The organism is Methylophaga sp. UBA2689 (assembly GCA_002354555.1).
Taxonomy (GTDB): Bacteria; Pseudomonadota; Gammaproteobacteria; order Nitrosococcales; family Methylophagaceae; genus Methylophaga.
The window spans coordinates 1-19317 of sequence record DELT01000043.1 but is presented as its reverse complement, the minus strand read 5'-3'; the positions used below and the strand labels follow the sequence as shown (position 1 = coordinate 19317).

Below are 19317 nucleotides of genomic sequence, written 5' to 3'. Positions count from 1 at the left end.
GACATAGCAGCATCACTTGAAGCCGAATACGACATACGCCTCAGTCAAGTATCCTATTTACAGCCACGCTTGGAAGTTTCTGCTGGACTCACAGATGCCCAAGCGTTCGATCGCCCCAGTGGATTCAACGATGTTCGAATAGGACTGCGTTATCGCTATGAAATCTCTAGAGAGTTTGCGCCATATATAGGTGTTTATTGGAGCCGGGCCTTAGGTCAAAAGGCTAATCAAATCGCTGATGACGGGGGGGATAAAATCGAAACAGGTTTTGTTGCCGGGGTTCGGATGTGGTTTTAACTAGAGTAACAAAATTAGTAAAACTGAAGAGGAAGAGTTAATGACTAACAATGACGACAGAACAACGCATTATAAGGAGGGAAGTCTCACTTTAGCGGGAACAGTTATGCTCGGTACCGGGGTGATGATTGGTGCTGGTATCTTTGCGCTCACTGGGCAAATGGCGCAGATGACAGGTGTTTTATTTCCTTTAGCGTTTCTAGCCGCCGCAGTAATCGTTAGTTTTAGTGCCTATTCATACATCAAAATTTCTAACGCCTATCCCTCAGCCGGTGGCATCGGCATGTATCTGCATAAGGCATATGGTGACCGATTGCCAACTGCTTTCAATGCTTTACTGATGTACTTCTCAATGGTTATCGCGCAGAGCTTTTTGGCGCGGACATTTGGCTCTTATACCATGCAACTTTTTGGTGGTGATGATAGCGGCATGATGGTGCCTATACTTGGTGTGTCACTGATTTTGGCAGCTTTTCTGATTAATCTTTCAGACAATAGACTTATCGAGGGCGTGGCCTCTTTTATTGGTGTTTTGAAAATCGTGGGCATTCTCGTCTTTGGATTAGTAGGTATTTGGATCGCCGACAGTATCTCAGTCGACTTCTCAAGCCCAGGAGAGGCGGGAACTTTTGGCAACTTCCTCGGTGCAACTGCACTGGGAATACTGGCCTTTAAGGGGTTCACCACCATTACCAACAGCGGTTCTGAGGTAAAAGATCCTAAACGCAACGTGGGTCGCGCCATTGTTATTTCCATCGCGGCCTGCGTGGTGATTTATAGCTTGGTCGGTTTTGCTGTGGCGAGTAATTTGTCGTTGGCAGAAATCATCAAAACACAGGACTATTCCCTTGCTGCAGCAGCACGGCCTGCCTTAGGTGAATATGGTGTGTGGTTTACGGTTGCTATTGCCATGATGGCGACTGCCGGCGGTATTCTGGCCAGCATTTTTGCTGTCTCAAGAATGCTGGCAATGCTGACGGAAATGAAACTGGTTCCGCATCGGCATTTCGGTATGCCGGGTAGTATTCAAAAACATACGCTGGTCTACACGGTCGTTTTAGGACTTATTCTGACAGCATTTTTTGATCTGTCTCGAATTGCTGCACTGGGTATCGTGTTTTACCTAATTATGGACATTGCCATTCATTGGGGCGTTCTTCGTTATTTGCGAGAAGACATTAACGCCAATAGATGGGTGCCAACTACCGCGATTATTTTAGATTTGCTCGCGCTAGGGGGCTTTGTCTGGGTAAAACTGAATACTGATCCATTTGTGATTGGTGTGGCAGTTGTTACTATGATTATTATCGCAGTTGCTGAGCAGATTTTCCTGAAAAGATCCGCTGAATTACATCATCATCATTAATTACAATATTTTACGTGGAGGGCAGTACCATGATGACTGATAATATTTTTGGTAACACCATGTACGCATGACATTGGTAGTGGATGCTGGTGTTTGCCATTGTCGTTGTTATTCCGGTTTGGCGTTTTTGTCAGCGTACAGAGTGCCCAGGTTGGATGGGAATACTGATATTGATTCCTTTCATTAATCAGGCATTACTGTATTTCATTGCGTTTACCGATTAGCCAGTAGAAAAAAGATTGAGATAAAGGCAGCCGAACACTGGTATGTTCACCATCAGGATTTATTGAGGGTCTAAGCTTATGGTCATCTTCAGTAGACATAAGTGCTGGTATTTTTGCTCTGACTAACAATCTTTTCTAGCGTTTTATATCTAATAGAAGAGCGAGGTTCTGATGTTTCCGTCAAAAAATTGTCCTGTTTGTGAAATGTCCGTCGCAGATAACAAATTATCTGTAAATTTCCGTGGCATTGATCTTTGGTTTTGTTCTCAACAATGTCAGGACAGATTCAACCAACGGCCAAGCTTATACATTGGTGATCCCAAGCATGGTAAATCAGTCAAGCAACATGGTGTAAGGGTTAATAAACAGAGGCTTATTAAGCTTGAACTGCCTGACAATGAGGGGTTTAAAATTAAATTGATTAATGGTTTAAATTCATTGATGGGGGTGACGCAAGCTAAAATTAATCAAAAAGTGCTTGAAATTGAATACGATTTGGTTCAAATATCACTTGATGAAATTGAGCATTATATTTTGGCCTCGGGGGTAGATATGGAACAGTCGTGGCTTGATAAGGTTCACGATGCTCTCCTTCATCTCAGTGAGGAAGGTGAATTGGGTAATCTCGGACACCCCTATAAAGACGATAGCAGTCATTAATTAAATCTGACTTGGTTTTTCCAAGTCAAATGTTCATAAATGCCCGTCCAGTAATATCCAAAACTGGCTGCAAAAAGTAACTCTTCCAAGGGTATACCAATAAGAAACAGGCCACTCAGTGCATCCAGGTTCCATACACGTTCGATGTATCCCGGTGCAATGCTTTCAAGACCAAGGACAAAAATCGCGTAATAAACAAGAAATAGAATGCTTCCCCAAAAACTCTTGAGTGCAAGGTCTGGTCTGCACAAGCTATTGGCAATGCCTCCCGCGATCATCGCCATAATGGCCGGATAAATTGGATTCCAGTCGAAGAGCATCAAAACGGGAAAGACAATAAATGGGACCGTGATTGCGAATAGGTGGTGATTATGTCTTTGAGACAAACGTGCGGTTAGTGGGATTGGCTGCAACCTTTGTCGGGTCACCACATTATAGGCAACAGCCCCAATACCCCCGATGCCAAAGCAGAAAATCAAGCTCTCTATATCAAACCCGGTTTCAATCGCAAGGTTAAATAAGCTGGGAGGACTCCAATATTCTGGTACAAAGATCGGTTCAGTGAGTCCAAACAGCATAGTAATCAAACTTGCTTTCAACATCACTGACCTATATGTGGGAGCTGCCCAGTACACTGCTACCCAAGGAATAAGAAATGCAAGAGACCAAATTAACCAGACATATTGATCATTCATGACACATAATTCCTGATAATCGAAATTTGATTTAATTTGTAAGACGAACAACCAAATTTTTCTGTTGGGTTGAACTATAGAGTTAATTACAAAATCTTGATGTTAATTGTAATTGAAGTTTAAATTTTTGGGTATACGGATTTAATGGTTGATGGGGCACCTTCACCCCATCAATCTGATACCACCCTCAGATGGTTGATAGATCGACTCCGTAGTTGAGTTCCTCTGCGAAGTCCGGCAGTCCGTAACCGATGGTTTTCTTGTAGAAAGGAGAGACCTTCGCAGTCGGTGCCTTCTTCTTGTGCTTCGTGGTGTAGAGCATTCGTGCCCGCATCACCTCGAAGGAGTAACCGCGCCCTTCACGGTTCTTGTCCTTGGCCAGTCGGTTGATGGACTCCGTGTAAGCGTTGGTGACGGGCATGTCCGTCTCGAAGTAGGTGATGGTCTCTTCGCGCCAGTTTCCCACTGCCCTGACCAGATCGCTCCAGACTTCCTTTTGGCCCTTCGGGATGGTGGCTATCCACTCGTCCAGGGCGGCTTCTGCCTGGAGCCGTGTGGTGGCGTCCCAGATGCCGTAGAAGCGCTCCTTGTGCTCGTAGGCGGCCAGCAGTTGCGGGAACGCGCCTGTCCAGGTCTCCATGATGAGGCGCTCCCGGTCTGAGACTTCGTGAGCGCGTTTCAGCAGGATTTTCCGGTCTCCCTTGAGAGTCCGGCTCTGGGACGGTTTCAGCTCCTTTCTGAGGCCCTTGCGCACTCTCTCTAGGGCATCGTTGGCCATGCGCACCACATGGAACTTATCGACCACGATACGGGCCTGGGGCAGCACAGCCTTGACCGCTGCCCGGTAGGGGTTCCACATGTCCATGCTGACGATCTCGACCTTCTGCCGGTCTTTCAGCTTCATCAGGTAGTTGGTCACCACGTCCTGGCGGCGGGTGGCCAGCAGGTCGAGCAGGGTTCGCTCCTCAATGTTGGTCAGAATGCAGCGGTAGCGCTTGTTCAGGTATAGCTCGTCAATGCCCAGGATGCGGGGCGTCTCGAAGCGGTGCCAGCGCCCCAGGAACTCGGCGCGGGCGTTGAAGATGTCGCGCACCGTCTTCTCGTCCAGGCCGGTCTGTGCCGCCACAAAGGTGTAGGGGTGGTTGAAGGATTCCTTCTCCACGTACTCATGCAGCCGCAGTGTCATACGGAATCCGTCCACCATCTCCGGTAGCTGGGGCCTGAATGTTGTCTTGCAGGCCCGGCAGGTGTATCGGCGGCGGACCACCCAGAGAGTGACCCGCTTGCCGTGGATGGGCAGATCACGATAGGGAACGTCACGCTTGCCGAACCGTACGAACTCACCCTGCACGCCGCATTCCTCGCAGGCGATGGGATCGGGCACGTCCACCTGGAAGTGCATTTCGTCGTCGGTTGATTTGCAGCCCAGTAATTGGTATTGCGGCAGGTGAAGGATGTTGTCGGGAAGTTCGGTCATGGTGTTGTATAGGCGTAGGTGTCAGTCAGATCCATCCGGCTCGGCATTGGTGTTTGCTTTTTTACCCAACAAGCTGCTGGAAACGAAAAGTAAGGCACCGAGGACAATTGCAATATCAGCCAGGTTGAAGGCCGGCCAATGCCAGTCTCGCCAATAGAAATCAAAGGAATCCACAACATAGCCGCGAAAGACCCGGTCAATCAGGTTGCCCATGGCGCCACCGAGGATAAGACTGTAAGCGATGGCTTCTCCTTTATGACGATTTTCAAGGATCAGCTTGATCAGAAAAATCGAGACCACTACCGCGATTCCGATAAATAAGTAGCGCTGCCAGCCTCCACCATTCGCAAAAAGACTGAATGCGGCACCGGTGTTCCATAGGTGCACCCAGTTAAAGAACGGGGTCACCGAAACATACTCGCCATAGGCCATTGATTGCTGCACCAGCCACTTTACAGCCTGATCAGACGCTGCCAGCAGGCCCGATATGGACAATAGGGCATACGGCGAGAGCTTTTTGCCAATAATGAGCATTATTTAACCCTTCAACGCCAAAATGCGTCTGGCACCGTTAAGTACAATGCCCCCCGCGATGGTGCCGATAATCAGATCCGGATAATTGGAACCGGTCCACGCGACCAGGGCGCCGGCGGTGATGACCCCCAGGTTGATCACCACGTCGTTGGCCGAGAATATCCAGCTTGCCTTCATGTGCGCCCCGCCTTCCCGATGTTTGGATATGAGCAGCAGACAACTGGTATTGGCAATCAATGCGACGAATGCGATAGCCATCATCACCAGCGATTCAGGCTCACTACCGAATACAAAGCGTCTCACCACCTCTACGAGCACGCCCACAGCCAAGATCAGTTGCAGTACACCAGCAAGATGCGCGGCACGTACCTGCATTTTCACGCTATGTCCAACCGCATAAAGGGCAAGCCCGTACACCGCCGCATCGGCAAAATTGTCCAGGGATTCTCCAATCAGGCCGGTGGACTGGGCGATCAGACCGGCAGTCATTTCCACCACGAACAGAAGTGCATTGATGCCGAGCAACCAGCGCAGGGTCCCGGATTCTTGCTTAGCAGAAGCTGCCGAAAACTCGGCGGCCTTGATGGTCTCCGGATTTGCAGCGACGGTTTCCTGAAGCGAGGCGCCTAGCCCCAAGGTCTTCAGTTTCGAGGTGACGGGCTCGACCTCGCCGTCATGCACGACCTTCAGCCGGCGGTTCGACAAGTCGAAGGACAGCGCCCGAATCTCCTCAAAGCCGTTCAGGGCTAGGCGAATCATTCGTTCTTCTGATGGACAGTCCATCTTCGGCACGGCATAAACACTGACCCATCTCCCTGGCGCCTCGGAGGAGGCCTGTATATCGGTATCCGCTGCGGACGTTGCATCACCGCCACAGGCGCCACCACAGGATTTGCTCATGATACGACTCATTTAACCAATGTTGTGGTACCATTTAAAACTATAAAGCTACTATAAGGTCAATAGAGTAAAGAATCCGTTGGGGAGGAGGCTGATGCGCATTGGTCAGTTGGCGCAGTTGGTAGGGGTCGAAACACAGACGATCCGCTTCTATGAACAGCAGGGCTTGTTGCCGCCGCCTGATCGGCAGGACAACGGTTACCGTGTCTATACCGAGAAGCATGGTGAGGGGCTGGCCTTCATCCGTCGCTGCAGAATCCTGGGCCTGTCACTGGCTGAGATTCACGAACTACAGAGCTATCAGGACGACCCTCATCAGCCTTGTACCGCCGTCAACGCCTTGCTCGATGATCACATCTCTCATGTGCGGTCGCAGATAACCGCTCTGCAAGCGCTTGAGAAACAACTCGTTTCACTGAGAGCGAGTTGCAACGATGACCGGGAAGTTGAGGCGTGTGGGGTTCTTGCTGGAATTAGCGAAGGAAACATGCACCAGCAGTAGGTGAAGCATCAACCAGATAATCCGATGAGATGCCGGTCTGTCTCACTCTCATGCAAAGGTAAGATCAACCATTTAATCCGCTTACCCAAATTTTTTTTATGTTATTTCTTACATTGATAGTAATTTTTATAAAAAAATATGTCTGTTGTAAGAGGGATTACCAAGCATTTTTAAGATCAATCCTCGCTTTTAAGTGATGTGGTTCAACAATGAACCGCTTTACGTTTAACAAGCGATTTAAATAATGGTAACAACCAAAAAACCAGGAGTTTATTATGCAGGTTGAAACGTTAAGAGATGTCCTTCATTGGACAAGCGAGTTTCATCAACACCTTACTGAGTGTTTGAAACATTGTGCCGACAAGAATGAGAATGCTCGAGCACAAATGCTTCTTAAGTATTTATCAGAACATGAAGAAAAGCTTGGACATGTTGTTCACCAGTTTGAAGTCACAGGTAATGAACACGCGTTAAATACTTGGTGTTATGAGTATTTAAATAAACATCCAATTGTTCAACATCATGATTGTGATGCACCATTTTCTCAGCTATCGACTAGAGAAATCATGCAGGTAATTATTGATCAGCATAAACAGGTCATTGACCTGTATCGTTATCTACATGAACGCGCAGATATACCTTCGGCAAAAGAGCTGATGGAGACACTCAAATCCTTTGAAGAACATGAAATAATGCAGATGGTGCAGTCAGCTAATCGGCTGGAGGATTTATGAAGCAACAGTCTTGAAAAAGAATGTCCTGCATCATGTTCATTACTGGCAATGAACAGAATACAGGTTTGTGCTCCATACGAAGATAATCATGCTTAACTGAAATGTTAAGTATTAATAAAATAGAGGCACTCAACGATAAAACCTGAAGCCGTGTTAATGAGCAGGTTTTATTTTTCCATTTATGACCGTGACTAAGAAGATAGCAGTAATAATGAATGTAGCTCCAAGCCATTGAATGGTAGTTAATGACTCTGAAAATACGGTATGACCAAGGTATATTCCAAACACAGGGGTGAGGAAGTTATATACGTTAAGCTTAAAAAGTGGTGCATGTTGCATTAGCCAGAACCACAAAATAAACGGTAGCGCAGTTCCCAATAATGCCAATGCAAGAAGAATTAAGGTGTAATCCATTTTCCAGTCTAAAGAGTCCAGACTGGTGGTGTAAAAAGCCAAAATACCAAGAGGTATGGCACCAATGAATAACTGGAATCCCATTGCAAAAAGCACGTCTACTTGACCAGCAATTTTCTTAAGCAAGACATTGCTAACCGCACCGCCAAACGAAGCCATGAGCACAAAGATTATTCCCAATACAACTTGCTTTTCTGTCTGCACCAGACTGTTCAAAGAAATTATGACTATTCCTGTAAATCCAATAACACTACCAATTAAATGTACTCCGGTCATTCTCTCCTTGAGAAAATACCAGCCCAAAATACCAGCAATAAGTGGTTGCATATTAGTAATGACTGTTGCAAGCCCGGGATTAAGCAAGCTGCCAGCATAAAACATGCCCCACAATCCCAGACTTGTCGCAGATAGACCTATGATCGTTATATATATCCAGAGCCTATAACCTCTTGGAAAAGGTCGATTTGTGAAATGAGCAATGAGCACGAGTACACAGCCTGCTATTACGGCACGCAAAAAAGCTGTCAACATAACGGGGGCATAAGGCAGACTGAGCTTAATAAGCGGATAACAAAGTGCCCACATCATCATCACCATGATTGCAGCAGAGCTCACAAATTTCAGGTGAAGGTTAAGTAACATGATAGAAAACCCTCAGATAGTGCATTGTCATCATAATGGCCTACAGATTCCTTTTTCTCAGAGCTATTTAAGCTTTTGTACTTCGCTGGGTTGGATTTTTCTAGTGGGACCAGATCACATACACTGTCCGAACAATAGCTAGCATTTGTTCCAGATCTGAGTTGGGAACACAAACAGCACTGTTTGAGAAGAGTAGATGCATTGCAGAACTGCTCAGGATCTCATCGGTATTTTTCACCGAGCTGATTCGCAAGATTATGAGCAATTTGGGGGCCATCAAGAATGACACAGACGCAATGCTGATTTAGCCTTTCCGCTTCGATCTTTCGCGAGGAACTTGAGGATTTGATCAAGGATTTACTCCAGGCGCCTTTTGGCGAACCTTCGATACAAAATAACGAACAAAAGTGCGATATACCAAACAATTACATATTTAGGCTTTCGCCAAGGCTATTCGTAAGCCTACCACATCAATCACTCAAAACCTGGTAGCAATTCTGCGCAAGCTACATGCTTGAGCATTTGAAGACCAAAACCTACGTGAAATAAATAACTGATTGCCAATAATGTAACAGGCTTTTGCCCTCCGGAACGACCCGTATCCAACATTCGCCTGAGCTTGAACTCTACATGTTTTGGGTATCTTTTATCTCATCCAATACAAATGCGTAATTTATTATCATGGGTAACTGGAGAGGTAGTACGATTGACAGTCTAAGCCTTGCAGCTCTCTATACTACTATAGCTTATCACCCAAACACCTGATCTTAATGTTTTTTAATTAACGTCTTAATTGAAATACCATATCGAAGATAAACGGTAAATCCAGCAGCTACTGTATGTTTTGATCTTTTTTTGTTGAGTAAATCGTACGTGGAAACTAACACGATTTATGTAGTAAGTTTACGCTGCCCCCCACACTAATAAGCGCTAATAAGCACATGATTCCGACATCGTGATTTGTGCAGGTATCAATCCTTATTTAGCTATTGAGTGATCTATAGTACCTATAGTAGTTGTATTTCTTAATCGTATTTATCGCTATATTGAAAATACAAATTAAGGATGTAAGTTTTACTCATTAACTGAATTTTTTACAAAAAAATGGGAAAAATTCCTTATATCTTCGCCTGAAAACTCCTATTAATGGGTGGCATAAAACATGCCTCACCAAATTTGAATCATCCAAGATGAAAATGGAGTTCCAAAATGTCCTATATTCGATTCTTAGCAATGATTGCAACCTCGACAGTTGTAATGTTCGGTCTCATGTATTTGAATACCTACGCCTACGAGCATATTTTCTATAGTGAAACGCGGGCCTATATGGCCATAGTGATGGGATCAACTATGGCTATTATTATGCTTGGCTTCATGCTCAACATGTATAAAAACAAAAAAATTAATATTGCTATCTTCGTCATCGCAATAATTTTATTTACGGGCTCTTTATATTTAGTGCGAAGTCAAATTACGGTAAGCCAGACCTCGTATATGAAAGCCATGATTCCTCATCATTCGATTGCAATCATGACGAGTGAACGTGCTGAGATTACTGATCCCCGTGTCCGTGAATTAGCTGATTCAATTATTGAAGCTCAGCGCCGTGAGATTGCTGAGATGCGCTACCTTATTCGTGAACTTGAGCGTGAGGAGAATTAACATGTCTCAATTTTCAAAAACCTTTATGGCACTTACGCTGGCTCTCATGTTTGTAGCATGTAATGAAAATACTGCACCTGGTAATGATCGCTCTGCAGATAAAGCGCCACCACCACCTCAAAGTCCTGTTGCTTCTGTAGAAAAAGCGATTAAGGAGGCAGATCGTAAGGCTATTGAACCGTCTTCGATGACAGCTAAAGACTACACACAGGTGGTAGGGGAAAGTATTGACTGCCAATTCCGTTTGACTGAAGTAGGCATGCCGATACTGGTCGCGAAAGACCGCACCGGTGCAATTAAGATTAACGGTAAAGTGGTTGAGCTTGAATCTCCTGGAGCTACTCCTGCCGAAGGAATAGAGTTAAATATGTCAGCTGCTGATATACACGTCACAGTGACGCCATTAGAAGACGAAGGAGTACAGCTCGATAATGGATTTAGTCAGCGAGAAGCTAACCTTGTATTCGATCTGAAAAAGGGACGCAAGGTCGGTTATCAAGGTTACTACCTATGCCGTAGTTAACCTCTACTATGAGATTTTTCAATTTAAAATAGGGAGGAAAAAATGTATTTGAGCTTAAGCAAATTTTCTTTCGTGATTGCATTGATAGGAATTTCATTTGCAGTTGTCTACCCTGGAAATATTCAAGCCGACCCAAATCCTCCTCTTTCTGCAGCGCCTAAGGATGATGGTCAATGGAGTATGCCAGCCAAGAATTATGCATCAACTCGTTACACGGATTTGCAGCAAATAAATCGAAATAATGTGGCTGATTTAGATGTCACTTTTACGTTTGACACCGGAATCAAAAAAGGACAAGAAGCAGCACCTATAATTGTAAATGATACGCTTTATATTGTGACGCCTTATCCTAATAAAGTATTTGCTTTGGATCTGACTCGCCCCGGAGCGCCATTAAAATGGAAGTATGATCCTGAAACTCTTCCTGCTTCCCAAGGGGTTGCCTGCTGTGATGTAGTTAATCGAGGTGGTGTCTATTGGGAAGGGAAGTTCATTTTCAATACACTTGATGGGCGTACGATTGCACTTAATGCTAATTCGGGTGAGGAAATATGGGCGACTCAACTTGGTGATATTCACTCGGGTGAATCCATTACCATGGCCCCTCTTGTTGTTAAAGATCACGTACTAGTTGGTAATTCCGGCGGGGAGTTTGGTGTACGAGGTTGGCTTGCAGCACTCAATGTCAACGACGGAGAAGTTGAATGGAAGGCATTTCATACTGGCCCCGATGAGGATGTTCTGATTGGCGAAGATTTCGAGCCTTTTTACGCAATGGATCGGGGAAAGGATCTCGGCGTCTCAACATGGCCGAACGATGCATGGAAGACTGGTGGAGGTACGGCATGGGGATGGATTTCCTATGACCCAGATCTTGACCTCATTTATTATGGTACTGCTAATCCCGGACCTTGGAATGCTGAGCAACGACCTGGTGATAATAAGTGGACGGCGGGGATATTTGCCAGAGATCCGGATGATGGTTCGGCCAAATGGTTCTATCAATTAACGCCACATGACGCCCATGATTACGATGGCGTTAATGAAATTATCCTTTTAGATATGAAAATTGATGGCGAAGAACGCAAAGTTCTTGTTCGTCCTGAACGTAATGGTTTTCTGTATGTTATTGACCGGGTAACTGGAGAAGTTATCTCTGCTGATGCTTACTCATATACAAATACTGCCAACGGCGTTAATTTAGAAACGGGTCGACTGCGTGTAGTCGAGTCCAAAATCCCTACTACCGGCGAAGAAATAAGCGACATATGTCCAGCCGCATCAGGGGCTAAAGATTGGAACCCTTCGGCTTACTCACCTAAAACCGGACTGCTATACATCCCACATCAAAACGTTTGTATGGACTGGACAAGTCATGAAACAAACTATATAGCCGGTACTCCATATATTGGGGCGAAGGTTATTATGAAGCCTGGTCCAGGAGGTCATCGCGGAGTATTAACTGCATGGGATGTTCTGGGACGCGAAGCCGTTTGGGAGGTTCAGGAAGAATTTCCACTATGGAGCGGCTCACTGGCCACCGCCGGTGGTTTGATATTTTATGGAACGATGGATGGATGGTTTAAGGCTCTCGATGCCTCAACTGGCGAACTCCTTTGGAGCTTTAAGACTAATTCAGGGATCATCGGTCAACCCGTTAGTTATCAATCACCTGATGGCAAACAACATATAGCAGTTCTAGCAGGCGTAGGTGGATGGGCTGGCGCTATTGTTTCTGGTGATTTAGATCCCCGCGATCCTACTGCTGCGCTTGGCTATGTAGGTGCTATGACTGATTTGAAAAAAGCAACAAAACCGGGAGGGACGCTATATGTCTTTGCATTACCTTAGGAAATCGCTTATTTCGACTCTCTCGCTTACCGTTTTGCTAATGATTCTGAGCTTTTCAGTGGTGCAAGCAGAAGAGGGAGGCAAACACTCAGAAAAACACGAACATAAAAAAGGCTCCGAGCCAGCATCTGCATTTAACAAGGGAAGTGAGTACCAAAATGATCCCGCGCATATCGCAGCTGGCAAGCGGCTTTACATGGAAAACAACTGCGTAGGCTGTCACTTTAGGGGCGGTGGAGGAATTGGACCGCCGTTTCTTGACGACGATTGGCATCATGGCGGGAAGATTGAGCAGATATTTAACTCTATTCATAACGGTTTACCAGGAGGCATGCCCGCTTGGAAAGGACGACTTCAAGAAGAGCAGATATGGCAACTTGCCGCTTATGTTAAAGCTTTCGAAACTGACGCACCAATGCCTGATGGGCCAACTCAACCCGTTGAAAGAAGTCCTGGGGGGCTCGATGCTGAACCGAACAAGAGTCGTAAAGCAAAATATTGAGACTGAAAATTCGGCATGAAGCAAATTGTCTAGTTTAAGCAAAAATCTATGAAAAATATCTTAGTTATCGCCTTTGTTGTGCTAACGGCTTCAAGTAGTTTGCGTGCCGAGGAAAATATACTCCGAGTCTGTGCCGATCCAAATAACCTTCCTTTTTCGAATAAATTTGAAGAAGGCTTCGAAAACAAAATTGTAGATCTCATTGCTGCCGAATTAAAATCCAAGGTCGAATATACTTGGTGGGCACAGCGGCGAGGCTTCGAGAGAAACACACTTGGTGCTGAAAAGTGTGATTTATGGCCAGGTATCGCTTCGACGAGCGAGGGGATAACAGTAACTCGTCCCTACTATCGATCGACGTATGTTTTTTTATCTCGAGCGGATCGTCACCTTAACATCAACTCTTATGATGACTCTCGTCTTGCTGATCTCATCATTGGCGTACAAATGATAGGCGATGATGGGGCAAATACTCCGCCGGCTCATGCATTAACAAGCCAGGGACATATCAACAACATACGCGGCTATATGCTCTATGGTGATTATGAGGAAAAAAATCCGTCAAGCACAATCATTGAAGCGGTGGCACGAGGAGAAGTTGATCTGGCCATCGTTTGGGGTCCGCTCGCTGGATACTTCGCTGATATATCCCCAGTCAAACTCATCACGATCCCTGTTAATCCCATGCTAGACAATTCACCGTGGAACATGGCGTTTGATATATCAATGGGTGTTCAACAAGGCAACGAGAAGTTACGAGCACAATTAAATAAAATACTTACCCAGAAAAACGATCGAATCCACGAAATACTCTCGAGCTACAACGTACTTTTAGTCGAAAAAAAAGATAAAAAATGACTATTGCACAGCACCAAAAATAAATCTAACCAATAGCCTCGAAACATTTTCATGCAAGGGATGTTCTGTGTTCAGTTTTTTTGTAATTATGGTCCATCAGTCTGGATAGCTGCCCACCTTTCGACAGTTTACAGGAGTCATGAAGTGTGTAATTGGGTGTAGCAATATTTTTGGGTTGAAAGCTATTTTATAGTGTCATCATATTAATCCAAAGATAATCATCAACTATCAACAGTCCCTGCTGATAGGTATATGGATCGCGCTATACCAGAAAACTATTATCGGTCATTAGTTTTTTTTCGCCCCTCTTCCAGACCACGGCGATAGGCTTCTTCCGCATCTTGGTGTTGATGTTCGCCTTTACTGTTTTCTTCATGATCGCCGTGCCCCTTATGCATGAAGATATGCATCAGTGGACACAACAAAATAATCAGAAATGGAAGATATGGAAGGATGTGGGCACTGTGATCAACGAAAATAAAATAGAGCGCCACTCCAATAAGTATAAGAGTTGCCATACCATGAAGGCTGGTCCAAAAACCGGGTTTGCTTGCCATCTAGTTTCTCCTATGCCGCCTTATAGACAGCGCTGTTAGATGAATGTCAGGGTCATTTATCAACATTAAGTTTCACCCGCTTAAGGCGCAGTGAGTTGCCAATCACCGACAAAGAGCTGGTTGTCATGGCGATCACCCCGATCATCGGATGAAGTAGACCGACAGCTGCAATGGGTATCGCGGCCACATTGTAAAACCAGGCCCAAAACAGGTTTTCAACGATTTTCCGAAAAGTTGCACGGGACAGGCGAATAGCCTCCACCACCTTGGTTAGTTCACCTTTAACCAAGGTGACATCCGCAGCTTCAATGGCAACATCGGCGCCAGCACCGATAGCGATACCCACATTGGCCTGTTTCAGTGCCGGGGCGTCGTTGATTCCATCGCCCACCATGGCCACCAGTTGCCCATATTTTTCCTGCAGCCGCTTAATTGCATCCACCTTGCCTTCAGGCAAAACGCCCGCCATAACTTCGTCGATCCCCACCTGGTTCGCGACGTGGCGAGCTGTGCGTTCGTTGTCGCCTGTGATCATGACAGTGTGAATGCCCATCTCATGAAGCGCGGCAATGGCAGCTTTCGAGTCCTCTTTAATGGTGTCGGCCACGGCGACAATACCGGCTGCCTGGTCTCCGGCGGCAACCAGCATGGCGGTCTTACCCTCGTTTTCAAGACGGATCATGACTTCTTCGAGGTCGCCCAACTCTATATTGGCTTCGCTGAGAAGACGGCGGCTGCCCACGCGAATGAGCTGGTCGTCGACACGGCCTTCCACTCCTCGCGCAGTAATCGCTCGGAAGTCCATCACTGTAGGAACCTCCAGTCCCTTTTCCCGGGCGCCATTCACGATGGATTGCCCCAGCGGATGTTCGGAGCCGGCTTCCACAGATGCCGCGAACCTAAGTACATCGCTTTCATTGAAGCCGGCGGTAGCAATCACATCTGTGAGCGCGGGCTCGCCTCTGGTGATGGTGCCGGTTTTGTCGAGTACAACGGCCTTGATGTCCTTAAGAGACTGAATGGCCTCGCCGGAGCGGATAAGCACACCTGATTCTGCGCCCAGTCCCGAGCCCACCATGATGGCAGTGGGAGTGGCGAGCCCCAAAGCACAGGGACAGGCTATCACCAGTACGGAAATTGCCGAAAGTGTACCCAGCATCAATGGTGAAAGTTCCGGGTTAACCCATGGCAGGAACTCGGCACCCCAGTAAAGAATCGGCCGAAGCGACTCGGCGAAAATTAGCCAGATTACAAAGCTAGCAAGGCTGATCATGATAACCGCCGGGACAAACTTTGCGGTCACTCTGTCGGCGAATTCCTGGATGGGTATTTTAGAGCCTTGTGCCTGTTCCACCAGTCGGACAACTTGTGACAAAAAGGTATCGGCACCTACCCGAGTGGCGCGAACTTGCAGCATGCCTTCCTTATTAATGGTGGCTCCAATCACTGCTTCGCCGGGTCCTTTCTCCACCGGCACGGACTCGCCCGTGGCGATGGATTCATCCAGATGACTATTACCTTCGACAATTTCGCCGTCGGTAGGTACCTTGCCGCCAGGCCTAACCACCATGATGTCTCCGACCTGAAGCTCCGCAACCGCTACTTCAACTTCATGTCCTTCCCGTAGCACGGAGGCGGTTTTAGCCCCCAGTTTTAGTAGTTTTTTGATCGCCTGTGATGCCCGCCCCTTGGCACGAGTTTCCAGGTAGCGGCCAAGCATATGGAAGGACATGATGGTGGCGGCCATTTCAATAAAAGATGTCATGGGGTAGATAAATCCCACAAGCCCGATCAGGTAGGGAGGCAGGCTTCCCAAGGAAATAAGGACATCCATGTTGGCGGTGCGATTGGTAAGAGAACGCCAGGATGAGCGGTGGGTTGCCCACCCGCCTTGCAGAAACACCACAGGAAAGCCAAGTAAAGCAACCCAAGTGAGATAATTAGGCACTGGCACCCAAAACATATGGACCATCATCAGTACCATTATCAAGGTGGTTGGGATGGCGGCGAACCATAAACGCCTCCAAGCCTGTTCAAGGTAACGCTCTTCAACCGCCGCGTCGGCCTCAGCATTTCCCTGCGAACGACTTTCACTGATGGCTGCTACATCGTATCCCGCTTGCTCAATAGCCTCTTTGATGTTTTTTGTGTTTACTTTTACCGGATCGAAACTAACCGTCACCTTATGATTGGCAATGTTAGTTGAAATATCATTAATGCCGGTAAGGCGCTTGATGGAGGTTGAGACTAGCCCAGCACAATGATCGCTGCCCATGCTAGGTACTGTGAAAAAGGATTCACTAGTTCCGCTAGACATTGATGATGACATACTATCTACATCGTAGCCGGCCTTTTCGATTGCGTCCCAAATATTCTTATCACTTAGCTGGTTTGGATCGAATTCCACAGTGATACGGTGATTAGCTATGTTAGTACTGATATTGATGATGCCTGATAGTCGATTAATAGAAGCCGTTATGAGGCCAGCACAGTGATTGCTGCCCATGCCGGACACCAAAAACTGTGTTGTTTCAACATCCGAAGTAGTTTCCGTAAGTGTAGATTTTGAGGGTTGTTCAGGTATGTCCATAGCTATCATCTAACTCCAATTTAGTATGCAAATAGTAAGAGGTTGTTGGGCAATTCAATCAGCTTAATTTGCCATCATCTGGGAATTTTCCAGACAGTTAACATCAAATTTCGGAAACTGAGTTCGAACATTCCAGCAAACTTGCATCGATATGTACCTCGTGTTTTATCAAAAACCTCGTCAGCATATATAGCTTGCGACTGGGTCAAATAACTTGCCTTACTATCCATTAATATAGTTCCACTTTATCTCATTGCAGAGATCTATCTCGCTAACTGATTTTGACGGCTAGGATCCCTAAGTTAGAGTTTTTAGCAGTAGATAAAAAACCAATACTACACCTATAATCATGATAGTTAGATGCCTCTTTCAATATCATTACGTTTAGATTACAAAATCGTAATCATAAATTTCATGAAGTTACGTATCATTGGAATTATTATAGATCTGTCTAGATAGCTTTAATGACAATGTGGGGCTGGAAACATGGATAATGATTTACAGGTCATTTTGTTATTAATTAAGACAATAAAGTATTATTGAAAAAATGCGCATAGTAAGTCTATTACTGCTTTGTTTTTCGTTGGCTTTCGCCAATGTTAGTTATGCGCAGAACCATGAAAAAAATTGCCCTATGGAGCAAGACGGCAGCATGAGTAATATGGATCATGCCAATATGCCAGACTGCTGTAATGATGCCGAGACTGCCGCTAAAACAGGTAAATCCTGTAAAGCAGATCAAAATTGCAGCATCTCTAATGTGGTTATCCTTTTTTCTGTTCCATCATGGAACTCCGTTTCCACTGATAGGCGTTTGGCCCGAGCGAGTATACCTTTTGTGCCTACCTTGGCGCCTACTGGCCTCTGGCGTCCGCCAACCTTAAGCTGATCCCATTTTTCCGTAGTGTTTCAAGCTGCGATTTATCTCCATGCTTGAAACATTTGCGTTGTATTTGCTGCAACGCCTTTGAGTTCATCGGATCCAGCTTATGTCAAACCTATTTATCAGAGCCATTGTGCTCAAAAGTTATTCGCCACCAATCTGGCGAATTCACTGGCTAGGCTTTATTGCATTATTGACTGCGAGTTTTGTAACCGCAGTCATGGCGCAACCACAAGTTTCATCTGAGCCACTAAGCCTTGAAAATGCATTACTGCTTGCTGAACAACGCTCTCACGCCTTGTTGGCGCAAGATGCTTCATCGCAAGCCTTCAAAGAGCTAGCCATTGAAGCCGGACAACTTCCCGATCCAATGCTGGAGTTATCTGTAAATAACCTGCCAGTCAATGGTCCCATGGCTTATAGCCTTACGGAAGATTTCATGACCTCTCGCAATATTGGCATTTCTCAGACATATACCCGTGAAGCCAAGCGTCATGCTCGTGCCAACGTGTTTGAACGTAAAGCAGATAAGGCGCAGATAACTAAAAAACTGACTCTTACTGAAATACGCCAAAATACTGCAATAGCCTGGTTTGATGTTTATTACCAGCAGCAAATGGTTAGGTTATTAACACGCGAGCAGCAAGAGGCAAGCTTACAAGTAGAGGCTGCTGAAGCTATTTATCGTGCAGGGACTGGCCCGCAGTCCGATATTTTTCTGGCCAAAACAACTGTGGCTGAAATCCAGGATCGTATTCATCAGGCTCAAGCACGTCTTGATAATGCCAAAACGACGCTGTCGCGTTGGGTCGGAGATATTAACAATATCTCTTTAGACGCCGCGCCTGACATCACTCAGTCTCCGCTCGACACTCAGCATTTATATCATCAGGTAAGTGAACATCCAGATATTGCTGTAATGAGGGCTGAGGAGGCGGTTGCAATGGCTGAAGCCAAAGTCGCACGTCAAGAGAAACAGTCTGATTGGACTTGGTCGGTAATGTATGGCGAACGAAGTTCAGGTTTTTCGGACATGATTTCGATCGGCGTCAGCGTGCCACTGCAATGGAATCAGGAGAACCGTCAGGATAGGGTGGTAGCCGCCAAATTGGCCCAAGCGGACCAGGTGCGAGCAGAACGCGAAGAAATGACTCGGGAGCATATTGCTGAAACAGCGCGTTGGTTCGATACCTGGAAAAGTAATTTAGTCCGTCTCAGTGACTATGAAACGGCTTTGATCCCCCTTGCCAGTCAGCGCACTAATGCGGCACTAGCCGAATATCGGGGGGGTAAAGGCGAGTTAGAGACAGTGCTTAATGCCCGAAAAATGGAAATTGCTACGCGTATAGAAAAACTGCGGATCGAAATGGAAACCGCAGCGCTTTGGGCCACATTGGAATATCTGATATTGCCCGATAGTGCCGTCATTCCTTCATCCCGCACCAT

Annotated in this window: 18 protein-coding genes; 11 read left to right on the top strand and 7 right to left on the bottom strand. The window is 46.1% G+C overall.

What is annotated here, in order from left to right:
* The 3 genes from B3M51_RS04630 to B3M51_RS04620 all read left to right on the top strand — a co-directional run.
* Positions 1–297: copper resistance protein B (locus B3M51_RS04630; RefSeq protein WP_292757167.1), on the top strand; the 297-nt coding region annotated here is incomplete at its 5' end.
* A 40-nt stretch (positions 298–337) separates the two neighbouring features.
* Positions 338–1663: an APC family permease gene (locus B3M51_RS04625; RefSeq protein WP_084227458.1), complete on the top strand. Its 1326-nt coding sequence runs from the start codon at positions 338–340 to the stop codon at positions 1661–1663.
* Between the two features lie 395 nt (positions 1664–2058).
* Positions 2059–2547: a hypothetical protein gene (locus B3M51_RS04620; protein ID WP_292757165.1), complete on the top strand. Its 489-nt coding sequence runs from the start codon at positions 2059–2061 to the stop codon at positions 2545–2547.
* On the opposite strand, the gene B3M51_RS04615 is transcribed toward B3M51_RS04620, so the two are convergent.
* From B3M51_RS04615 to B3M51_RS04600, 4 genes are all read right to left on the bottom strand, one after another.
* A complete protein-coding gene (locus B3M51_RS04615) occupies positions 2544–3242 on the bottom strand; it encodes a lycopene cyclase domain-containing protein (RefSeq protein ID WP_292757163.1) in 699 nt (232 codons plus the stop codon). The two genes, B3M51_RS04620 and B3M51_RS04615, sit on opposite strands and share 4 nt — an antisense overlap.
* Before the next feature lie 187 nt (positions 3243–3429).
* Positions 3430–4719 carry an ISL3-like element ISPpu12 family transposase gene (locus B3M51_RS04610; RefSeq protein WP_292757161.1) on the bottom strand — a complete coding sequence of 430 codons (1290 nt, stop codon included), beginning with the start codon at positions 4717–4719 and terminating at the stop codon, positions 3430–3432.
* Positions 4720–4740: 21 nt separating this feature from the next.
* Positions 4741–5253 carry a signal peptidase II gene (lspA, locus tag B3M51_RS04605; RefSeq protein ID WP_008740521.1) on the bottom strand — a complete coding sequence of 171 codons (513 nt, stop codon included), beginning with the start codon at positions 5251–5253 and terminating at the stop codon, positions 4741–4743.
* A gap of 3 nt (positions 5254–5256) precedes the next feature.
* The gene (locus B3M51_RS04600) at positions 5257–6153 is read right to left on the bottom strand and encodes a cation transporter (protein ID WP_004574643.1); all 897 of its coding nucleotides are present in this window, start codon (positions 6151–6153) and stop codon (positions 5257–5259) included.
* Positions 6154–6247: 94 nt separating this feature from the next.
* Between B3M51_RS04600 and cadR the strand changes: the two genes are divergently transcribed.
* Together cadR and B3M51_RS04590 are read left to right on the top strand one after the other, a co-directional pair.
* A complete protein-coding gene (cadR, locus tag B3M51_RS04595; protein WP_004364961.1) occupies positions 6248–6655 on the top strand; it encodes a Cd(II)/Pb(II)-responsive transcriptional regulator in 408 nt (135 codons plus the stop codon).
* Between the two features lie 275 nt (positions 6656–6930).
* Entirely contained in the window at positions 6931–7389 is a 459-nt protein-coding gene (locus B3M51_RS04590; protein WP_041354473.1) for a hypothetical protein, read from the top strand.
* Between the two features lie 153 nt (positions 7390–7542).
* On the opposite strand, the gene B3M51_RS04585 is transcribed toward B3M51_RS04590, so the two are convergent.
* Positions 7543–8445 carry a DMT family transporter gene (locus B3M51_RS04585; protein ID WP_292757146.1) on the bottom strand — a complete coding sequence of 301 codons (903 nt, stop codon included), beginning with the start codon at positions 8443–8445 and terminating at the stop codon, positions 7543–7545.
* 1209 nt (positions 8446–9654) lie between these two features.
* On the opposite strand from B3M51_RS04585, the gene B3M51_RS04580 reads away from it, so the two are divergent.
* From B3M51_RS04580 to B3M51_RS04560, 5 genes are read left to right on the top strand one after another with little or no spacing between them, the layout of a single operon-like run.
* Complete coding sequence (locus B3M51_RS04580) at positions 9655–10107, top strand: DUF305 domain-containing protein (RefSeq protein WP_292757144.1); 453 nt, start codon at positions 9655–9657, stop codon at positions 10105–10107.
* Between the two features lies 1 nt (position 10108).
* Positions 10109–10630 (top strand): DUF6692 family protein, encoded by a 522-nt coding sequence (locus B3M51_RS04575; RefSeq protein WP_292757142.1) that lies wholly within the window; start codon positions 10109–10111, stop codon positions 10628–10630.
* Between the two features lie 42 nt (positions 10631–10672).
* Positions 10673–12481 carry a methanol/ethanol family PQQ-dependent dehydrogenase gene (locus tag B3M51_RS04570; protein WP_292757140.1) on the top strand — a complete coding sequence of 603 codons (1809 nt, stop codon included), beginning with the start codon at positions 10673–10675 and terminating at the stop codon, positions 12479–12481.
* Positions 12462–12983, top strand: a complete 522-nt coding sequence (locus tag B3M51_RS04565) for a c-type cytochrome (protein WP_292757138.1) — start codon at positions 12462–12464, stop codon at positions 12981–12983. The genes B3M51_RS04570 and B3M51_RS04565 overlap by 20 nt, the downstream gene beginning before the upstream one ends.
* 48 nt (positions 12984–13031) lie before the next feature.
* Positions 13032–13841: a quinoprotein dehydrogenase-associated putative ABC transporter substrate-binding protein gene (locus B3M51_RS04560; RefSeq protein ID WP_292757136.1), complete on the top strand. Its 810-nt coding sequence runs from the start codon at positions 13032–13034 to the stop codon at positions 13839–13841.
* A gap of 278 nt (positions 13842–14119) precedes the next feature.
* Here the strand turns inward: B3M51_RS04560 and B3M51_RS04555 are convergent, their stop codons facing one another.
* Both B3M51_RS04555 and B3M51_RS04550 read right to left on the bottom strand, forming a co-directional pair.
* The gene (locus B3M51_RS04555) at positions 14120–14398 is read right to left on the bottom strand and encodes a DUF2933 domain-containing protein (protein ID WP_292757134.1); all 279 of its coding nucleotides are present in this window, start codon (positions 14396–14398) and stop codon (positions 14120–14122) included.
* Positions 14399–14450: 52 nt separating this feature from the next.
* On the bottom strand, positions 14451–16997 hold the full coding sequence (locus B3M51_RS04550; RefSeq protein ID WP_292757132.1) for a heavy metal translocating P-type ATPase: 2547 nt from the start codon (positions 16995–16997) through the stop codon (positions 14451–14453).
* 980 nt (positions 16998–17977) lie between these two features.
* Between B3M51_RS04550 and B3M51_RS04545 the strand changes: the two genes are divergently transcribed.
* Positions 17978–19317, top strand: a 1340-nt coding sequence (locus B3M51_RS04545) for a TolC family protein (RefSeq protein ID WP_292757130.1), incomplete at its 3' end; no start/stop codon positions are given.